Source organism: Streptococcus sp. HMSC078H03, assembly GCF_001808655.1.
GTDB lineage: Bacteria > Bacillota > Bacilli > Lactobacillales > Streptococcaceae > Streptococcus > Streptococcus salivarius_G.
In genome coordinates this window covers 69,059-89,031 of the sequence record NZ_KV794113.1, presented here as the reverse complement: position 1 = coordinate 89,031, position 19,973 = coordinate 69,059, and the positions used below count along the sequence as shown (strand labels likewise).

The 19,973-nt window shown below is 41.5% G+C and carries 21 protein-coding genes; all 21 read left to right on the top strand.

What is annotated here, in order from left to right:
- Nucleotides 1-65 precede the first annotated feature (65 nt).
- Nucleotides 66-1,154 carry an NAD(P)/FAD-dependent oxidoreductase gene (locus tag HMPREF2607_RS06320; RefSeq protein WP_021144346.1) on the top strand — a complete coding sequence of 363 codons (1,089 nt, stop codon included), beginning with the start codon at nt 66-68 and terminating at the stop codon, nt 1,152-1,154.
- Nucleotides 1,155-1,338: 184 nt separating this feature from the next.
- Nucleotides 1,339-2,685: an acyl-CoA thioester hydrolase/BAAT C-terminal domain-containing protein gene (locus HMPREF2607_RS06315; RefSeq protein ID WP_070476376.1), complete on the top strand. Its 1,347-nt coding sequence runs from the start codon at nt 1,339-1,341 to the stop codon at nt 2,683-2,685.
- Between the two features lie 213 nt (nt 2,686-2,898).
- Nucleotides 2,899-3,768 carry a glucose-1-phosphate thymidylyltransferase RfbA gene (gene rfbA, locus HMPREF2607_RS06310; protein WP_002883992.1) on the top strand — a complete coding sequence of 290 codons (870 nt, stop codon included), beginning with the start codon at nt 2,899-2,901 and terminating at the stop codon, nt 3,766-3,768.
- On the top strand, nt 3,768-4,361 hold the full coding sequence (locus HMPREF2607_RS06305) for a dTDP-4-dehydrorhamnose 3,5-epimerase family protein (protein ID WP_014633275.1): 594 nt from the start codon (nt 3,768-3,770) through the stop codon (nt 4,359-4,361). The genes rfbA and HMPREF2607_RS06305 overlap by 1 nt, the downstream gene beginning before the upstream one ends.
- Before the next feature lie 202 nt (nt 4,362-4,563).
- Nucleotides 4,564-5,610 (top strand): dTDP-glucose 4,6-dehydratase, encoded by a 1,047-nt coding sequence (gene rfbB / locus HMPREF2607_RS06300; RefSeq protein ID WP_070476375.1) that lies wholly within the window; start codon nt 4,564-4,566, stop codon nt 5,608-5,610.
- A 64-nt stretch (nt 5,611-5,674) separates the two neighbouring features.
- The gene (locus tag HMPREF2607_RS06295; protein ID WP_070476373.1) at nt 5,675-6,760 is read left to right on the top strand and encodes a hypothetical protein; all 1,086 of its coding nucleotides are present in this window, start codon (nt 5,675-5,677) and stop codon (nt 6,758-6,760) included.
- 208 nt (nt 6,761-6,968) lie between these two features.
- Nucleotides 6,969-7,709: a hypothetical protein gene (locus HMPREF2607_RS06290; protein ID WP_070476371.1), complete on the top strand. Its 741-nt coding sequence runs from the start codon at nt 6,969-6,971 to the stop codon at nt 7,707-7,709.
- Between the two features lie 95 nt (nt 7,710-7,804).
- Entirely contained in the window at nt 7,805-8,941 is a 1,137-nt protein-coding gene (gene hemW, locus HMPREF2607_RS06285) for a radical SAM family heme chaperone HemW (RefSeq protein ID WP_013990758.1), read from the top strand.
- Nucleotides 8,942-9,685, top strand: a complete 744-nt coding sequence (locus HMPREF2607_RS06280) for an acyl-ACP thioesterase domain-containing protein (RefSeq protein ID WP_070476369.1) — start codon at nt 8,942-8,944, stop codon at nt 9,683-9,685.
- Nucleotide 9,686: 1 nt separating this feature from the next.
- Nucleotides 9,687-10,460 (top strand): TIGR01457 family HAD-type hydrolase, encoded by a 774-nt coding sequence (locus HMPREF2607_RS06275; protein WP_021145568.1) that lies wholly within the window; start codon nt 9,687-9,689, stop codon nt 10,458-10,460.
- Nucleotides 10,450-11,094: a TIGR01906 family membrane protein gene (locus tag HMPREF2607_RS06270; RefSeq protein ID WP_070476367.1), complete on the top strand. Its 645-nt coding sequence runs from the start codon at nt 10,450-10,452 to the stop codon at nt 11,092-11,094. Before HMPREF2607_RS06275 ends, HMPREF2607_RS06270 begins: the two co-directional genes overlap by 11 nt.
- A gap of 8 nt (nt 11,095-11,102) precedes the next feature.
- Nucleotides 11,103-11,837: a PHP domain-containing protein gene (locus HMPREF2607_RS06265; RefSeq protein WP_070476562.1), complete on the top strand. Its 735-nt coding sequence runs from the start codon at nt 11,103-11,105 to the stop codon at nt 11,835-11,837.
- Nucleotides 11,838-11,998: 161 nt separating this feature from the next.
- On the top strand, nt 11,999-12,922 hold the full coding sequence (locus tag HMPREF2607_RS06260) for a phosphodiester glycosidase family protein (RefSeq protein ID WP_070476364.1): 924 nt from the start codon (nt 11,999-12,001) through the stop codon (nt 12,920-12,922).
- Nucleotides 12,903-13,292 carry a hypothetical protein gene (locus HMPREF2607_RS06255; RefSeq protein WP_037610984.1) on the top strand — a complete coding sequence of 130 codons (390 nt, stop codon included), beginning with the start codon at nt 12,903-12,905 and terminating at the stop codon, nt 13,290-13,292. The genes HMPREF2607_RS06260 and HMPREF2607_RS06255 overlap by 20 nt, the downstream gene beginning before the upstream one ends.
- A 750-nt stretch (nt 13,293-14,042) precedes the next feature.
- Nucleotides 14,043-15,095 (top strand): histidinol-phosphate transaminase, encoded by a 1,053-nt coding sequence (gene hisC / locus HMPREF2607_RS06250; RefSeq protein ID WP_014634290.1) that lies wholly within the window; start codon nt 14,043-14,045, stop codon nt 15,093-15,095.
- Entirely contained in the window at nt 15,092-16,072 is a 981-nt protein-coding gene (locus HMPREF2607_RS06245; protein ID WP_014634291.1) for an ATP phosphoribosyltransferase regulatory subunit, read from the top strand. The genes hisC and HMPREF2607_RS06245 overlap by 4 nt, the downstream gene beginning before the upstream one ends.
- Nucleotides 16,065-16,715 (top strand): ATP phosphoribosyltransferase, encoded by a 651-nt coding sequence (hisG, locus tag HMPREF2607_RS06240; protein ID WP_014634292.1) that lies wholly within the window; start codon nt 16,065-16,067, stop codon nt 16,713-16,715. Before HMPREF2607_RS06245 ends, hisG begins: the two co-directional genes overlap by 8 nt.
- On the top strand, nt 16,712-17,995 hold the full coding sequence (gene hisD, locus HMPREF2607_RS06235) for a histidinol dehydrogenase (protein ID WP_014634293.1): 1,284 nt from the start codon (nt 16,712-16,714) through the stop codon (nt 17,993-17,995). The genes hisG and hisD overlap by 4 nt, the downstream gene beginning before the upstream one ends.
- Before the next feature lie 19 nt (nt 17,996-18,014).
- Nucleotides 18,015-18,599: an imidazoleglycerol-phosphate dehydratase HisB gene (gene hisB, locus HMPREF2607_RS06230; RefSeq protein ID WP_002888923.1), complete on the top strand. Its 585-nt coding sequence runs from the start codon at nt 18,015-18,017 to the stop codon at nt 18,597-18,599.
- Nucleotides 18,596-19,204 carry an imidazole glycerol phosphate synthase subunit HisH gene (hisH, locus tag HMPREF2607_RS06225; RefSeq protein ID WP_014634295.1) on the top strand — a complete coding sequence of 203 codons (609 nt, stop codon included), beginning with the start codon at nt 18,596-18,598 and terminating at the stop codon, nt 19,202-19,204. The genes hisB and hisH overlap by 4 nt, the downstream gene beginning before the upstream one ends.
- A gap of 48 nt (nt 19,205-19,252) precedes the next feature.
- Nucleotides 19,253-19,972 carry a 1-(5-phosphoribosyl)-5-[(5-phosphoribosylamino)methylideneamino]imidazole-4-carboxamide isomerase gene (gene hisA, locus HMPREF2607_RS06220; protein WP_022495758.1) on the top strand — a complete coding sequence of 240 codons (720 nt, stop codon included), beginning with the start codon at nt 19,253-19,255 and terminating at the stop codon, nt 19,970-19,972.
- The last annotated feature ends 1 nt before the right edge of the window (nt 19,973 follow it).

Sequence of the window (19,973 nt, the reverse complement as noted above, 5' to 3'; positions counted from 1 at the left end):
AGAATAATAAAAAGCTGTGCCTATTGATATAGGACTCAGCTCTTTTCAAATAGATGGAGTAAAAAATGAAAATTGCAATCGTTGGTGCAGGTATCGTCGGTTCAACGGCTGCCTACTACTTATCAAAAGAAAAAGGCGTAGAAGTTACAGTATTTGATCATGGTCTTGGACAAGCAACCAAGGCAGCAGCAGGGATTATCAGCCCCTGGTTTTCCAAGCGTCGTAATAAGGCCTGGTATCGCATGGCCCGTTTGGGAGCCGATTTTTACCAAGATTTAGTTTCAGATCTTGAAAATGATGGTTACGACACGAGCTTCTATGATCAGTCTGGTGTAGCCCTTCTCAAGAAAGATGACAGTAAGTTGGACGGTTTGTATCAGCATGCAGAAACTAGGCTAGAAGAATCACCCATTATTGGTGAACTCTCTATAAAAAATGCTGCCGACCTCCCTGAATTTACTGGATTTGACCGTTATCTATATGCTTCTGGAGGTGCCAGAGTGGAGGGAGCAGAATTGACAGCTACTTTGATTGAGGCCTCTGGTTTTGAAAAGGTAGAAGGTCGAATCACACTCTCTCCTCTTGACAATGGCACTTACGAGATTAATGGTCAAACTTTTGATAAGGTCATTCTCGCTTGTGGTGCCTGGCTAGGTCAAACGCTTGAACCCCTTGGTTTTGAAGTAGATGTTCGCCCCCAAAAGGGGCAATTGCGTGACTATTTCTTTGAGGGCATGGATACTGCTAAATTACCTGTTCTGATGCCGGAGGGCGAATTAGATGTCATTCCTTTTGCTGGTGGAAAGATTTCGGTAGGGGCTAGCCATGAAAATGACCAAGGCTTTGATTTGACAGTTGATGAGACTGTACTTGCAAGTCTGGAGGAAGAGGCTAAAACCTATTTTCCTGACTTAAGTACTGCCAAGTCCTTCTCAGAACGTGTGGGAACTAGGGCCTACACGAGTGACTTCTCTCCTTTCTTTGGAGAAGTTCCAGAACTTGAGAGTGTCTTTGTCGCCTCTGGTTTAGGATCTTCAGGGCTTACGACGGGGCCACTGATTGGAAAAAATCTGGTTGAATTGGCCATGAACCGACCTGGTAGTTTGGACAGTGCAGACTATCCAGTGGCTCAGTACGTTAAGAAAAAAGACTAATAGTATTAAAGCCCTCCAATATATTGAATTTATGAATCAGTTAGCTATTTCTCCTTATTGAGGGATGCTAGCTGATTCTTTTTTATTAGAGTTATTTATATCTATTTCTTATTTAATTAGAAGATGATAAAATAGTAACTGTTCATCGATTGTAGGTGAATACTAATAAAAAAGGGGAGGGACTATGTTCCAAAAAGTTAAAGTTTATGTGACAGTCATTGTTACTTTGCTAGCCATCAGTTTAGGCCTGTCTGTCAAAGCAGGGGCAGCAGAAGACTTGGTTGTGACAAAGACAAGTATTGTTTTAGAAAGTTATGAGTTTGGACCGGCTGTAACCAAAGTTATTTTTGAATTTAATCAGAAGGTCACGCCAGAGGTTGTCCACAGCTCAACTCAGGTTACAACAGCAGGGATCAGTCGTCAGGTAACGAACTCTTATGTGTCTGATGATCAGGGGCATGTGGTCTATTATGACAACAGCAAGTATGTGACGCTTGAATTGAGCCTACCGTCTTATAATCGCTACAACATGGGTGGAAATGCTGAACCTATGTATTTTAACCTTTCTACTTGGACCAATCAATGGCTGGAAAGTTATATGGTATCAATGAAAGACTTGTCAGTAGTGGCAGAAGGTAATAGTCAGTCACAGATGGTTTCATCTGAGCAAGATGCCATCAACAATCGTTTGATGCCAACGACGGAGGTTTTCGGCGAGCGAGGACAGGTAGGTAACATGCAGTATGCGGCTTATAGTGCCCAGACTGGTACGGGGAATAGCACCAAACCATTGATTGTCTGGCTACACGGCATTGGTGAAAGAGGGACAGACATGAATATTCCCCTGCTTTCAAATGACGTCTATGCGCTTACCCAGCCTGAGATTCAAGGCCATTTCTTAACAACTGGTGATCAGGCGCGTGGGGTTAATGTTCTGGCTGTTCAAACACAGACACCTTGGGGGTCAGATAATGCAGCCCAACTCAAAGAGACCATTGATACCTACCTAGCTAATCACCCTGAGGTAGATAAGGGACGAATCTATCTTGCGGGAGTTTCAAATGGTGGTGGTATGGTTTTGACCATGGGAGCAACCTATCCAGATTATTTTGCAGCTCTCATTCCAATTGCAGCGCCACTAACTGTTGACCAATCTGGAATTGATAAACTGAAGAACCAGCCTATGTGGTTGATTCACACAAAGGCAGACGCAACAGTACAACCAGAAAATAGTGTCTTGCCTTTATATAAGAGCTTGATTACCTCTGGAGCTACTAACAAGTGGTTTTCATACTTTGAAACAGCGACTGGGACTGATCTTCCTGGTACAGAGTATGATGGGCATTGGGCTTGGATTTACTTCTTCCATGACCAGGTGATTGGCGTTCAGCATCCTGAAAATACGAAAAATTGGGATGGTTATAGTGGTATGGTAGCCACTGACCCAACCTATGGCGGTGGCTCTCGAGCTAGTGTCAATGGGCAAACCTATAACAGTATCTTTGACTGGATGAGTGCACAAAGGCACTGAAGAAGATGATGATTACGCTTTCTAAGGAAAGTGCTACAAGAGGTTATCTTCAATCTAAAAGGGTTTCAATCGAAATCCTTTTTTCATTGGATTAAGAAAATGGACACTTGTGATTTTCTTAATGAAAGCTTAAGAACATAGGGTTTACCGTGACAAGAGGGCTGAAAAATGCTAAAATATAGGTAATATATTAGAGAAAAAAGGAGCCTTCTTATGAAAGGTATTATTCTTGCAGGCGGTTCAGGGACGCGTTTGTATCCATTGACTCGTGCTGCATCAAAACAACTGATGCCGATTTACGATAAACCAATGATTTATTACCCACTATCAACGCTTATGTTGGCTGGTATTAAGGAAATCCTCATCATCTCAACACCACAGGACCTTCCACGTTTTGAAGAGCTCCTTGGTGATGGTTCTGAGTTCGGTATTTCCCTTTCTTACGCAGTACAACCAAGTCCAGATGGATTGGCTCAAGCCTTTATCATTGGTGAAGACTTCATTGGTGACGATAGTGTTGCCCTTGTCCTCGGGGACAACATTTTCCATGGCAATGGTCTTTCTGCCATGCTTCAACGTGCTGAAGCTAAGGAAAAAGGCGCTACAGTCTTTGGTTATCAAGTTAAGGACCCAGAACGTTTTGGAGTTGTTGAGTTTGACGACAATATGAATGCCATCTCAATTGAGGAAAAACCTGAGCATCCAAAATCAAACTTTGCTGTAACTGGTCTTTATTTCTATGACAATGATGTTGTGGAAATTGCCAAAAACATCAAGCCAAGCCCTCGTGGCGAACTTGAAATCACGGATGTTAACAAGGCTTACTTAGAACGTGGAGATCTCTCTGTTGAGCTTATGGGACGTGGCTTTGCTTGGTTGGATACAGGCACTCACGAAAGTCTCTTGCAAGCTGCTCAGTACATCGAAACAGTTCAACGTTTGCAAAATGTCCAAGTAGCTAACCTTGAAGAGATTGCCTATCGCATGGGTTATATCACTAAAGAACAGGTTCTTGAATTGGCACAACCACTTAAGAAAAACGAATACGGACAATATTTGCTCCGTTTGATTGGAGAAGCATAATGACTGAACAATTTTTTGGTAAAGAACTAGCTGCCCGCAAGATTGATGCTATCCCAGGTCTGCTTGAATTTGATATTCCTGTTCATGGAGATAACCGTGGATGGTTCAAGGAAAACTTCCAAAAGGAAAAGATGTTGCCACTTGGTTTTCCAGAGTCATTCTTTGCAGAAGGAAAATTGCAAAATAACGTTTCTTTCTCACGTAAAAATGTTTTGCGTGGCTTGCACGCTGAGCCTTGGGATAAATACATCTCAGTAGCAGATGAAGGAAAGGTTCTTGGAACTTGGGTTGACCTCCGTGAAGGCGAAACGTTTGGGAATACTTACCAAACTGTTATTGATGCCTCAAAAGGAATCTTTGTTCCTCGTGGTGTTGCCAATGGTTTCCAAGTTTTGTCTGACAAAGTGTCATATAGCTACCTCGTAAACGATTACTGGGCACTTGAACTTAAACCTAAATATGCCTTTGTCAACTACGCTGACCCAAGCCTTGATATTAAGTGGGAAAACTTGGAAGAAGCAGAAGTCTCAGAAGCAGATAAAAATCACCCATTGCTCAAAGACGTTAAACCACTAAGAGCAGAAGATTTGTAAGAATAAACCTTGCACAGTATTTTTGCGACTGCAAGGAGCCTGGTAGTATCGTTCCTGCCCTAGTGATAACAAGATTGCCGTAGGGAATCTTGTAGGGAAATCCGGAGACTTCGGCTTCGGATTTAGCCATGAAACCGAAGGGTTGTTGGCGTCCCTCACTAGCGAAAGGAACGATAAAAAAACTAAAATTTTTGGAGAAAAAATGACTGAATATAAAAATATCATCGTAACCGGTGGCGCAGGTTTCATCGGTTCAAACTTCGTACACTATGTCTACAACAATCATCCAGACGTACATGTGACTGTCCTTGACAAACTCACTTACGCTGGTAACCGTGCCAACATTGAAGAAATCCTTGGTGACCGTGTTGAATTGGTTGTTGGTGATATTGCTGATGCTGAATTGGTTGATAAATTGGCTGCTAAGGCTGATGCTATCGTTCACTATGCGGCTGAAAGCCACAACGATAATTCATTGAACGACCCATCACCATTTATCCACACAAACTTCATTGGTACTTACACACTCTTGGAAGCTGCTCGTAAATACGATATTCGTTTCCACCACGTATCAACAGACGAAGTGTATGGTGACCTTCCATTGCGCGAAGATCTTCCTGGACACGGTGAAGGTCCTGGTGAAAAATTCACAGCAGAAACAAAATACAACCCATCATCACCATACTCATCAACTAAGGCTGCTTCAGACCTTATCGTTAAAGCATGGGTGCGTTCATTTGGTGTTAAGGCAACTATTTCAAACTGCTCAAACAACTATGGACCATACCAACACATCGAAAAATTCATTCCACGTCAAATCACCAACATCTTGTCAGGGATTAAACCAAAACTTTATGGTGAAGGTAAAAACGTCCGTGACTGGATTCACACTAACGACCACTCAACTGGTGTTTGGGCTATCCTTACTAAGGGCCGTATCGGTGAAACTTACTTGATTGGTGCTGATGGTGAAAAGAACAACAAGGAAGTGCTTGAGCTTATCCTTGAAAAAATGGGTCAACCCAAAGACGCTTACGACCGTGTGACAGACCGTGCTGGTCACGATTTGCGTTACGCTATTGATTCAACAAAATTGCGTGAAGAACTTGGTTGGGAACCACAATTCACAAACTTTGAAGCAGGTTTGGAAGAAACAATCAAGTGGTACACAGATCACCAAGACTGGTGGAAAGCTGAAAAAGACGCTGTCGAAGCTAACTACGCTAAGACACAAGAAGTGCTTAAATAATTGGAAAATCTATCACTTCCAAATTAGTGATAGATTTTTCTGTTAAGAACTGTTAGGAGAGATGATGAATAGAAAAGAATGGATTGAATATTTTGAAGCGATTAATAATCGTAAGCCCACTATTCAGGAGTGTCAGCAGGCCCTTCTAAATGGTGAATTTGTTATGGAAGGAAAACAAGCCACTTTTTCCAACAATGGAAAGTCTGTGACTGAAGAAGTCATGCCTTTACCAAATCAAATGACTGGTCAAATGGTCAACCCAGCTTATTCACAGCAAATGGTCTTTGTTAAGAAGAAAAAGTTTGGCAAGAAGACTTTTATTGGTCTTGGGATTGCTTTATTTCTTGTTGTAGCAACAAGTCTTGTCCTCTTTTTGTTTTCTTCTAAAGGAACAAACTTGGGTGGCTTGTGGGTAAATGGTAATAATGCTGGTTTGGTTTATGAGTTAAGTGGGAAAAAGTCAAAACTTGTTGCAGGCCATAGGGAAGAAGAAATCAAAGAAATCTCTATTGGCCAGAAAGTAAGACAGAAGTTTGAAACAAGCTTAGAGGACGTCAGTGATTCAAAACTAAAAACGATTGCTGATTTTGACAAGAAATACCAATTACAGACAAAAGAGATCATCCTGGTAAAGACGAAAGTGTTTGGATACTATAATCTGATTCAGAAAGATGGGACAAACTTAGTTCTAGATTTATTCTTATCAGACCTCTACTACGGATCAAGAAGTACCAAAGATTTAAAAAAGACATGTCTTTTTCATAAGGCAGCGGTTCCAAAAGTTTTTGTTGGGCAATGGAAAAAATTTGATTCCGATGATGATTCAGAAGGAGAAGGGACTATCTCTGAAAATGGGGTTGTTACTACAGATTCTGATGGTAAAGATATCTTAATTGCTAAGCCTTTAAAAGAATATCTGGTGGATCAATCAGGCAGTGTAGATAATGATAAGGTGCAAAAAGAGTTTGCTAAAATACAGAAGTCTCTTAAGTCACATGGTTATCAGGCTAAGAGTGTTAATGACATCTACCACGATGCGAGAAAGTCATACTATTATATCGTTGTAGATGGTGGTAAGCGCATTATTATCTTGGAGGATAGCTTCAACATTCTCTCCATAGGGGGTTATATTGAAAGAGAAGACAAATAGTAATTAGGATACCTCTAGCAGATAAGAAGTACCTAGATAAGATGCAGAAGCCTATCATTCCTCTAGGAGTGATGGGCTTTTTTTACTTGTAAATACGACATTAACTTATGACAGTGATACAATTAATTACATAATTGTTACAAAAATTACATAAAATACTTGAATTTTGTAACAAAATAGATATAATAGACATATAGAAAAGAGGTTTATGAAAATGAAAAGAAAAGTTATTCGTGTTTGTTCCCTTGTTTTGTTGTCTGTAGCTGTTTCTGGAGCACTTGTCGGATGTGGCTCTAAGTCAGAAAAAGACACTGCAGCATCATCTACAACGTCAACTTCTAAAGTAGCGAAGTCATCTCCTAATACAAAAACATCTGAGAAGAAGTCTGCTAAAAAGGCTAAGACAGAAGCTTCAGCTTCAAAGGATTCTCAAGGTCAAGAAGAAGCGAGTGCTCCTGAAGCTAGCTCTTCAAAAAATCAAGCCTCAGCTGGAAATGATGCTCAAGCAGGGACAAATAGTAGTGCTGCTTCTGAGTCAAACAAGTCTAGTCAAGCAACAGCTGATACCCAAAGTGATGCTCCTGTCCCAGCAGCTTTGGTAGGAACTTGGACTGGTACGAGTCCTCAAGCAACAGACATTAGTTTTACAGTTGATGCTGATGGCAACATCACTTCAAAGGCAAATTTCAATGTCGATTACGAACCCTATCGTCAAAGCTCTACAACTGCAACAGCTGTTCAAATTTCTGGTAATCTCTACGTTTGGGAGGGTGGCGATTTTTCTACCTTGCTTCCTGGGATTACAGGAATAGGGGGAGCTGGTTTCCAAGCTAAGCCTGGCTTTATTCTTGAAAATGGAACTTACACGCCAGTTCAATTTATCTCTGACTTGGGACCAACCTTTGATTATAGCAACTATAATGCTTTCCCATTCTCATTAACAAAATAAAGTATAGAAGCTATCTGAAGAGATGGCTTCTTTTTTGGCTCAAACTCTTATCATTCGAGGTCTCATTTCTGCTTAAAAAATGGTAGAATAGTTACATGCAAACAAAACCAACGTCAGCCTATGTGCACATTCCATTTTGCACACAAATTTGTTATTATTGTGACTTTTCCAAGGTCTTTATTAAAAATCAGCCCGTTGATGACTACCTACGGGCTTTGATTCGTGAGTGGGAGCTTTTAGATATCAAGGAGCTTCGCACCCTTTATATTGGTGGTGGGACACCGACAGCTATTTCTGCGGAGCAATTGGACTACCTTTTAAGCAATCTTCAGAAAAACTTGGATTTGTCTAAGTTGGAGGAGTTTACCATTGAGGCCAATCCTGGGGATTTGACGGTTGATAAGATTGAGGTGCTCAAAAAATCAGCTGTTAATCGCGTATCTTTAGGGGTTCAGACCTTTGATGACAAGCACTTGCGTCAAATTGGTCGCAGTCACAATCAGGCACAGATTTACGAAAGTATTGATAGCTTAAAGGCTGCTGGTTTTCATAATATTTCTATTGACCTCATTTATGCACTACCTGGTCAAACCATGGATCAGGTCAAGGAAAATGTGAGAAAGGCACTGGAACTGGATATTCCACACCTAAGTCTCTATAGTTTGATATTGGAACATCACACGGTCTTTATGAATAAGATGCGTCGAGGTAAGCTCAATCTCCCAACGGAGGACTTGGAAGCAGAGATGTTTGACTATATTATCCAAGAGTTGGAAAACAATGGTTTTGAGCACTACGAGATTTCAAACTTTACCAAACCTGGGATGGAGAGTCGTCACAATCTCATGTATTGGAATAATGATGAGTATTATGGTGTGGGTGCTGGAGCCTCTGGTTATGTCAATGGTGTTCGTTATCGCAATAGAGGCCCTATCCAGCATTACCTAAAGGCTATAGCTGAGGATGGCCATGCTAGACTTCACGAAGAACATCTGACTAAGGCGGAGATGATGGAAGAGGAGTTCTTCCTTGGTTTGCGTAAAAAGTCGGGTGTGTCTATTAAACGTTTTGAAGAGAAGTTTGGCTTGTCATTCGCGGATACTTATGGAGACATTGTAAAAAAACTACAGGAAGATGGGCTCTTGGTCAAGGATCCAGAGGTGGTTCGTATGACTAAACGAGGACTCTTTTTGGGTGATAGTGTCGCTGAACAATTTATCTTGGAGGATTAGATGGGATTAAAATTTAGTATTCCTTATCAAATTCCGTTTTATGAGACGGATATCACGCATCAGGTAAAATTACCGCACTTATTGGCGTTTTCATTGCAAGTATCTGGTATGCAGTCAGAGTCTCTGGGAAATACGGATAAGGAAGTTTTTGATAAGTACGGTCTGGTTTGGATTGTGACAGACTATGCGATTGAGATTGACCGTCTGCCTCGCTACAATGAAAAGGTGACGATTACAACGGAAGCTATTTCCTATAATAAGATTTTCTGTTACCGTAATTTTTACATCACAGATGAAACTGGTCAGCAAATTATGCTCTTTAAGACTACTTTTGCTCTCATGGATTATGAAACGCGTAAGGTAGCAGAAGTGCCAGATGAGGTGGTAGCACCTTATGGGGCTGATAAGACTAAAAAGTTGCTTAGAGGGCCTCGCTATAAGGCTTTGGAAAATCCAATTGAGACTTTATATCGTGTGCGTTATTTTGACCTAGACATGAATGGCCACGTTAATAATAGCAAGTACTTGGAGTGGATGTTGGATGTTTTCGATTTGGACTTTTTGACCAAGTACACACCAGCCCATATTGACCTCAAGTATGTTAAGGAAATTCATCATGGGTCAGAGATTTATTCAGGCTATGAGTTTGACCAAGAAAGTTTGAGCAGTCAACATCAGATTTGTGTTGATGGCAATATTCATGCTCAGGCCATTATCCAATGGAAAGAAATAGGAGACGAGTAAGATGACATATAAAGGTTATTTGATTGATTTAGATGGAACTATCTACAAGGGGAAGGATCGTATTCCTGAGGGAGAAGCCTTCGTTAAGGAGTTGCAGAAGCGTCAGATTCCCTATCTTTTTGTGACTAATAACAGTATGCGTACACCAGAGATGGTGCAAGAGCTTTTGCGTAATCAGTGTGAGTTGGAAACGCCCCTTGAGACCATCTATACAGCTACTTTGGCGACAGTTGACTACATGAACGATATGAATCGTGGCAAGACGGTTTATGTTATCGGTGAGACTGGGCTTAAATCTGCAATTGCGGAAGCGGGATATACGGTAGATGAGGAAAATCCTGCCTATGTTGTGGTGGGCTTGGACCGTGAAGTCACTTATGAAATGTTGGTTAAAGCAACGCTTGCCATCCACAAAGGGGCCATATTTATTGGAACTAACCCAGATTTGAATATCCCAACTGAACGTGGTCTTCTTCCAGGTGCTGGTTCCCTCTTGGCCCTTATTGAGGCGGCTACCCGTGTGAAACCAATCATTATTGGTAAGCCTAAAGCTATTATCATGAACAAGGCTCTTGAAATCCTTGGGACAGAACGTAGCCAAACTATCGTGGTTGGTGACAATTACTTGACTGATATTACAGCTGGTATTAAAAATGACTTTCCAACACTTCTTGTGACAACTGGATTTACCAAGGCGGAAGAGGTTGCGAATTTACCAGTAAAACCCGACCATGTACTTTCTAGTCTAGCGGAGTGGGATTTTGATGCGAACTAGGATTAATGCTGTTCTGACTCCGATTTGGCTCTTGGCCTTGTCTATTCTGGTGACAATTTATCTGGCATGGGGATTCTATTATTTTGATATTGACTGGATGCATCTTATGGACTATGTCATTATCGGAAAGACGGAGCTTTGGCATAATTTCAATGTCCTCATGCAGTACTTGACCTTTCCTTGGGTTGGTCATCTGACTATGGCTGATTTTCCATCGTCGGAGAGTGGGCTAAAGCATTTTCATGATGTGAAGTGGCTCTTTCATTTGGTACAGGGGCTTGTTATTCTACTGGCTTATCCAGCTGTGACCTTTCTTTGGCGAAATGTGAAGAAGGGCACCTTTGGTCTTTATCGTAGGCTTTATATGAGTTTAGCTGTTTTACCAATCCTTATTGGGGTTGTGGGAGTTTTTCTCGGATTTGATGAGTTTTTTACGCTCTTTCATGAAGCCCTCTTTCCTGGAGATAGCAGTTGGCTCTTTAATCCAATCTTGGATCCGATTATCAACGTTTTACCAGAAGAGTATTTCCTTCAATGTTTTGTGATTTTCTTTATTATTTATGAGGGGTTGGTGGTGAGTTTGACCTGGTTGGCCCATAAGCAGCTTACAATGTATTTGAAAAATAAGGAGTAGTTATGTCTATTCGTGATAACCATTTGCATACCCATCATTCCTATGATTCGGATGCGAACTTTACTGACTATTTGACACATTTTGATGGGGAGATTGTAACGACTGAGCATTATGATCTCTCTAATCCTTATACCAAACAGGACGATGTGCCCGAGTACGAGGCTTATAGTCACGAAATCGAAAGTCTTAACCTCAAGTATGGCAATCGTATTAAACGTGGCATCGAGATTGGTTATTACCAGCCTAGAGAAAGCGATATTTTAGACTTTTTGGATGGTAAGGACTATGATCTCAAACTGCTTTCTGTTCACCATAATGGGGTCAATGATTATCTTGATGATGAGGTAGCTGATATGGACAAGGCAAGCATTATTCAAGAGTATCTGGACAAGTTGGAGTACGCTATTGGTCGTGTAGACGCAGATGTTCTGGCTCACTTTGACTATGGTTTCCGCCTGTTTGAGGTGACTGTTGATGAACTAAAAGCCTATGAGGAGCAGCTTAAACGTATTTTCCAGAAAATGATGGCTAATGATTTGGCTTTTGAGCTGAATGCAAAGAGTATGTATCTCTATCATCACGAAGATCTTTATCGTTATGCCTTGGGGCTTGTTAAGGATTTGGGATGTTGCAAGTATTCTATCGGCTCTGATGGTCATAAATTAGAGCATTTCCGTCTGAACTTTGATAAGATTCAGGGGCTCTTGAGAGAATTTGATATTACTGAAGATATGATTATATAGCGAAGATGGCTTCAACTGAAGCTGTCTTTTTCTTAAGGAAAACTTAAAGAAAAGGCGTTGTTGTGGGAATTATAGAAGATTTTAAGCTTTGCTTGTTATGCTAATGTCAAGCAAAAGGAACTTATGGTTTCTATCTTATCTTTCAAAATTGGAGGTCTTCTATGAAATTTCTCAAAAGGCATGCCTATGCCTTACTCTTTACCCTTTTTCTGATGGGGGCAAATGTTTACTCTCTCTTAAAGGTCTTTGTCATTCCCTCAGCGGTCTCAACGGTTTCGGCCAATACGACTAGTTCAACCACAGCGTCGTCGACGGCATCTACTAGCACTGGTAAGGTGACTAAGACGGATACGACTTATAAAGATGACAATATGGATATCAAAATCACAACAGGTAAAACCAGTGATACCACTTACTATGTGGCAGATATCCAGCTTTCGAGTGCAGATTACCTTAAAACGGCTTTGGCACAAAATACCTATGGGACCAACATCACTGACACTACTTCAAGTATTGCCCAGCAAAACAATGCAATCTTTGCCATCAATGGTGACTATTATGGCGCTAATCAGTCGGGTTATGTGATTAAAAATGGTCAAGTCTATCGTGATACTGATCGAAACAGTGATTACGAGGACCTTGCCGTTTACTCAGATGGTAGCTTCAAGACCTTTAAGGAAAGCGATACAACGGTTCAAAAATTGGTTGATTCAGGTGTGGTGAATACCTTTGCCTTTGGTCCAACCTTGGTTGAAAATGGTAAGGTAGCTGTATCAGAAAATGAAGAGGTTGGTCAAGCCATGGCTGACAATCCACGTACAGCCATCGGAGTTATCGAAGAAAGTGACGGCAGTGTGCACTATATTGTCATTGTCTCTGATGGTCGTACCAGTGAGTCGTCAGGATTGACTCTTTATGAAATGGCAGAGTTGATGAAATCTTATGGCGTGACGACAGCCTACAACCTTGACGGTGGTGGCTCATCTACCATGTACTTCAATGGTCAGGTCATTAATAAGCCAACCACAAACGGAAACAAAATTTCAGAAAGGGCGGTGAGCGATATTGTTTACATCGGTTACTAAAAAATCAGCCAGCAAACACTTTTTCACCTACATCGGACTAACCATTTTTAGTCTAGTCTTTACCTTTGTTTATGAGCGCTTTTCTTATGGTGAATCATCCATGTTTATGCGCATGATGTTCTTTGCACCATTGGCTGGAGCATTTATTTATCTACTTACTGGACTGGGAATGTCTTGGGTGAAGAATCGTGCCTCAAAACTTCTCTTTAATTCAGCCATTGCTGTTGTCGCTAGTGCTTGTTTAGTTAAAGGTATTGTTGAAGTCTCAGGCCGTACGACTAGCGTGGATATGCCCTATTGGTATGTGGCAGCTGGACTACTTTGTTTGAGTCTCCTAACGGGATTTATCAGACCTAAAAGACTGGCTTAACAATGAGAGCTTGGAGCTGTGCTTCAGGCTTTTTGTCTTGCTTTGAAAAATTATTTAGGATAAATATACAAATTATAATATGAAGAAATGATTTCAATTTGGGAAATAGTCCAAAGAAATTGTCATAAAAAATAACTGAGCAAGATTTTTTGTGATAGGAATTTAGATAGAACGAGATCTTCTGTAGTGATGAAAGTACTTGAAAAAATAGTGGTTTCCAGTTAAGCTATCACAGTCAGAAGTCTCTTTAGGGATCCACTTGGTTTGTAAAAAGATACCGCATCAACTTTTTATTTATTTGAACTCAATTTCACAGCAGTTTGTTTTGGCTATTAAATATACATGATTTTCAACTTTTTATAAAAAATATACAAAAAAGGCTTGCATTGTTCTGAATTTTCATGTAGAATAATTTCAAATCTAAATCGTTGAGAGAAAAAGTCTGATCGCTTGACAGAGAATGCGGGAAGCTGAAAACGCATGAGATCAAAGACGACACATTCTTGAGAGCGTATGCGAACTCTGAATGACAGTAGTGTACGACGGGTGGTTCCGTTAGAGACTGGGAGTTACAAGAGACACCTTGTGACTTCATGAGGAAGAGGGGGTGACCCCTGTTCGAATTAAGGTGGAACCACGTGCTAACGTCCTTGCAAAAGTTGTTTTTGCGAGGGCGTTTTTTGTTACTCTTGCTTTTAGCATTTGTAGCTAGCAGTATACATGGTCGGAGTTGAACAGAAAGGATAAACTATGGAAATCAAAGGATTACGAAAGATTGAACCCTATGTGGCGGGTAGTCAGCCTGCTGAGAAAAATATCATTAAGTTGAATACTAATGAAAATGCCTATGGACCAAGTCCAGCAGTCCATCAAGCTTTAGCATACTTTGATGCCCATCAGTTACGCAAGTATTCGACTTTGGATCAGGCTGCCTTACGTCAAAATCTTTCTGAACAGTTAGGTGTTCCTGCCGATCAAGTAATCATTGGAAATGGGTCAGACGATGTCCTGTCAATGGCATTTCTAGCTTTCTTTAACAGTGAGGAAGAAGTCTTGTTTCCAGATTTGACCTATGGTTTTTACAAGGTTTGGGCAGATTTATACCACATTCCTTTTAGAGAAGTGCCTTTGACTAGCTCATTTGAGATAGACACTCAAGATTACCTGGTTGAAAATGGTGGGATTGTCATTACAAATCCAAATGCGCCAACAGGTATTTATAAACCTCTCGATCAAATTGAGAAAATCGTAAAGGCCAATCAGTCAGTAGTTGTGATTATTGACGAAGCCTATATTAACTTTGGTGGGGAGACTGCCCTACCTCTTCTAGAAAAGTATGACAATGTGTTTATCACTAGGACCTTTTCTAAGGATGCCTCCCTTGCTGGTCTGCGTGTCGGTTACGGCATAGGAAGTCCTAAACTAATGGCTGTCATCAATGCTGTCAAGAATTCAGTCAACCCCTATAATGTGGATAGCATTGCGGAAGTCTTGGCGACTGCAGCGGTTAAGTCCTGGGACTACTATGAGGACACTTGCGCAAAGATTATGGCAACACGTGACTGGTTTAGCCAAGAATTGCAGGCGATTGGTTTTGATATCTTACCTTCAAAAACCAATTTTGTTTTGGTCAAACCTCACGGAGTGACTGCAGGTCAATTGTTTGACTACCTCCAAAGTAAGAAAATTTATGTCCGTTATTTTCCAAAAGTGGAGCGTATTTCAGACAGACTACGCATTTCTATTGGGACGCAGGATGAGATGGAGCGCGTATTAATGACAATACAGGAGTTACAAGCATGAAAAAAACGACATTAGCCTTAGGAATGCACGATAAACTTTTCAAACGTGCACGTACTATGTATCAGATTGAACACCGTATCTGTGACTTGTTGATGACAAAGGGTTTCCTTCGAATTGAGACACCAACCTTAGAGCATTTTGAAGTCTTTAGTGATCTTGTGGACAATGGTTACTATAATTTCTTTGATAAAAATGGAGATCTTGTTAGTTTACGTCCTGATATTACCAGCCAAATTGGGCGCGTGATTGCTTCGACTCAAGTTCATACACCGATTAAATTTTCTTACTCCGGAAAAGTCTTTAACTACAATGAGGAGATGCGTGGCTTGTCCAATGAGCATACGCAGGCTGGTGTGGAAATCATTGGTTTTCCAGTTCATCAGGCATTGGAAGAAGCAATAGCTTCTGCTAAAGAGGCTCTAGATGCTGCAGGGGTCAAAAATTACAAGTTTGAATTTTCACATGCCCGCCTCTTGCAACTCATTTTTGAAGAATTAAACCTTCCAGCAGTAAAAGAAGCAGAGTTGGCGGCCTATATCCGTGATAAATCAATCACAGGCCTCAAGGAATTCACCAAAGAAAATCCAAGCCAATATGACAAGGTCTTGGAGCAGTTGCCATTCCTCTTTGGTGAGACAAAGGCTGTCTTGACCAAGGCGAGACAGTTAACAGACAGTGAAGCTTTTTTGACGGCTTTGGATAGTTTGGAAGTCTTAACCAATCGCCTAGCTGATAGTCTCCCAGAGACGACACTTGATTTAGCGCAGTTGCCAGCAGTGCCTTACTATACAGGCATGATGTTTAAGGTCTTCGGTGACAAGGTACCAGATGCTTTTGTATCAGGTGGCCGTTATGATAAACTATTTGAACGCTTTGGTGCTACCGAGTTAACAGCGGTTGGCTGGGCCATTGATATCGACTCAGTTTATCAAGCAGTACATGACGATGTGGAATTTGGAGGTGACTTGGATGACTAGCAATCAAATCACAATTGCCTTGACCAAGGGACGTATTGAGAAAGATACGGTTACATTACTGGAAAAAGCTGGCTTTGACATGTCTTTCATGGCCGATAAGGGACGTAATTTGATTTTCGAGAGTCCTGACAACCGGTTCCGTTTTCTCTTGGTCAAAGCTCCAGATGTGACTACCTATGTTAGACACGGTGTCGCAGATATTGGGATTGTCGGTAAGGATGTTTTGGTCGAACATCCGACAGGCTATTTGGAAATGTTAGACCTTAATTTTGGTCTTTGTAAATTCTCCGTAGCATCAACAGAAGACTATAATCCTGATGACCATAAGCGTAAACGTATTGCGACCAAGTATCCAACCATTGCGACGGATTATTTTAATCAAAAGGGTGAGGATGTTGAGATTATTTCGATTCAAGGGAGTGTAGAGATTGCCCCTGTTATTGGTCTAGCGGATGCCATTGTTGATATTGTAGAAACAGGGAATACCCTTGTTGCAAATGGCCTAAAAGTTTATGAAGATATTTGCAGGATTTCAGCACGAATGATTGTGAACAAGGCTTCTTTGAAAAACAATAAGGAAGTCCTGCCATTCATTCGTAAGATTGAATCACTTGTAGGAAACGAGGAGGTACCGTTCGAATGAAACGATTAACTGGAACAAATAAAGAAATTGCTGAGCTTCTTTATCAGGAGCAATTGGAACTTTCAAAAGAAAATAGAGACGTTGAAAGCACGGTTCAAGCCATTATTGAGGATGTCAAAAAACGAGGAGACGAGGCCCTTCGTGACTATTCAGCTAAATTTGATAAGGTTGACTTGACTGATTTTGAGGTTGGACAGGATTTGATTGATCAAGCCTTTAAAGAGATTGATCCAGAGGTTTACCAAGCCCTAGTTAGTGCCAAAGAAAACATTGAATCTTACCACAAGCATCAGTTGGAGGCTGGTTTTGAGGACCAACCAAGTGAGGGTGTTATTCGTGGTCAATTGATTCGTCCCATCAATCGTGTGGGTGTTTATGTGCCTGGAGGAACAGCGGCTTATCCATCATCAGTTCTTATGAATGTCATTCCTGCTAAAATTGCTGGGGTTAAAGAGATTATTATGATTACGCCGCCACAAGAACACTTTGTTCCTGCAATTCTGGTAGCTGCAAAATTGGCTGGTGTGGATAGCATTTACCAAGTCGGTGGGGCTCAAGGGGTTGCGGCTTTGGCCTTTGGTACAGAAACGATTCCAAAGGTGGACAAGATTACAGGTCCTGGTAATATTTTCGTGGCGACTGCAAAGAAGCAAGTTTACGGTATTGTCGGTATTGATATGATTGCAGGGCCATCAGAAATTGGTGTCATTGCTGATAGTAGTGCCAATCCAACCTATGTGGCAGCTGACCTCTTGTCTCAAGCAGAGCACGATACACGCGCACGCGCCATTTTGGTCACAGATTCTGAAGCCTTGGCTGATGCGGTTGAAAGTGAGATTGAACGTCAACTCAAGCTTTTGCCACGTGAGGCGATTGCTCGTCCATCTGTCGAAAATAACGGCCGTATTATTATTGCCAATGATACAGATGGCATGTTCGAGCTCATGAACTTGGTTGCGCCAGAACATTTGGAAATTGCTATGGACAATGCCTATGATTACTTGGAAAAAGTGGAAAATGCTGGTTCCGTCTTTCTTGGTCACTTTACCAGCGAACCAATTGGCGACTACTATGCAGGTGCCAACCATGTTCTTCCAACGACAGCAACCAGCCGCTTTTCATCAGCTTTAGGCGTGCACGATTTTGTCAAACGTATCCAATATACGCAATACGATAAGGCCGCAGTCAATAAGGCTCAGCACGATATCACAACCTTGGCTTACGCAGAAGGTTTGCAGGCCCACGCCAAGGCAATTGAAGTCAGAAACGACAATAACTGAGAGAGTAGAGGAAGAAGTTATGAGACAAGCAGAAATTGAACGTAATACCTTTGAAACCAAAATTAAGTTAAGTCTTAACTTGGATGCTCAAGAACCAGTAGATATTCAAACAGGTGTCGGATTTTTTGACCACATGTTGACCTTGTTTGCCCGTCACGGTCGTATGTCTTTGGTGGTTAAGGCTGATGGTGACCTTTGGGTTGATAGTCACCACACTGTTGAAGATGTCGGTATTGTCCTTGGTCAAGCTCTTAAAGAGGCCTTGGGCGATAAAGCAGGAATCAACCGTTATGGAACGGCTTTTGTACCTATGGATGAAACCCTTGGCATGGCAAGTTTAGACTTGTCTGGACGTAGCTTCTTGGTCTTTGATGCTAGTTTCGATAATCCAAAATTAGGTAATTTTGACACAGAACTGGTAGAAGAATTTTTCCAAGCCTTGGCTTTCAATGTTCAGATGAATCTCCACCTCAAGATTCTCCACGGAAAAAACAATCACCACAAGTCAGAAAGTCTTTTCAAGGCTACAGGACGTGCCTTGCGTGAAGCCATCACAATCAATCCTGACATTCACGGCGTAAACTCGACAAAGGGGATGCTATGATTATCGTCATTGATTACGATGCGGGGAATACCGCAAATGTTCTGCGTGCCCTTGAAAAGATTGGTGTGACTGCAGAATTGTCTGCCGATAAAGAAAAAATCCTAGCTGCAGATGGGTTGATTTTACCTGGTGTAGGTGCCTATCCAACGGCTATGGCAGAGTTGGAGCGAAGAGGCTTGGTAGCTGTTATCAAAGAGGCAGTCGCACAGGGAGTTCCCCTTTTGGGAATTTGCCTAGGCATGCAGATTTTAACAGAAAAAGGACTGGAACATGAAGAAACAGATGGTCTTGGCTTTATTCCAGGTGTCTGCCGTCCTATTCCAGCCTGCAAGGAGCAACCTGTCCCACATATGGGGTGGAATAATTTGGCTGTTAAGCAAGCCAGCCCTTTGACAGATGGTTTAGATGGCCAAGCTGTCTACTTCGTTCACAGTTATTTCACAGATGTCCCTAGCCAATACATTGATGTTACCGCAGATTATAGTATTGAGGTGCCAGCCATGATCCATAAAGATAATGTTTATGGGGCTCAATTCCATCCTGAGAAATCAGGGGATATTGGCTTAGGTATTCTTGAAAAGTTTGCAGGTTTATGTAAAGCCTAGAAGCTAGTGAGAGCAAAGACTTTTTAGTTAGAAAGGATGGTAGGGGAGATGCAAATTCTACCAGCAATTGATATTAAGGATGGACAGGCTGTTCGTCTCTTTAAAGGAGATTTCAACCAACAGACCGTTGTCAATCCAGATGTTATTGAGCAGGCAAAGACCTTTAAGGATGCGGGCATTCAATTTATTCATGTCGTCGACTTGGACGGTGCCCTAGATGGTCGTGCCACTAACCGTGACTTGATTGCAGAGGTCAAGAAGGTTTCTGGACTTGGCATCGAAGTTGGTGGCGGTATCCGTACTTTGGAGCAGATTCGTGACTATTTGGAAGTTGGCATCGACCGTATCATTATCGGATCAATGGCCGTTAAAAATCCTGACTTCGTTCGAGCAGCTTTAGAGGAATTTGGTGCCGATAAAATTGTCGTGGGTATTGATGCCAAGGCAGGGTTTGTCGCTACCGAAGGTTGGTTGGAAACAAGCAATGTAGACTACATCACCTTGGCCAAGGAAATGGAAAAGATGGGCGTAACCCTCTTTGTCTATACAGATGTTGATCGAGATGGCACACTGACAGGACCCAATCTTGATCACTACAAACGTTTGGTATCTGAACTCACGACCGCCAAAGTCATTGCTTCAGGTGGAATTGCAGAAGTAGCTGACTTAGATCACCTAGAAGAGATTGGTGTAGCAGGAACCATTGTCGGCAAAGCCTACTATAACGGCAATATCACATTAGACCAACTCAAGTCTTTCGGAGGTTAAT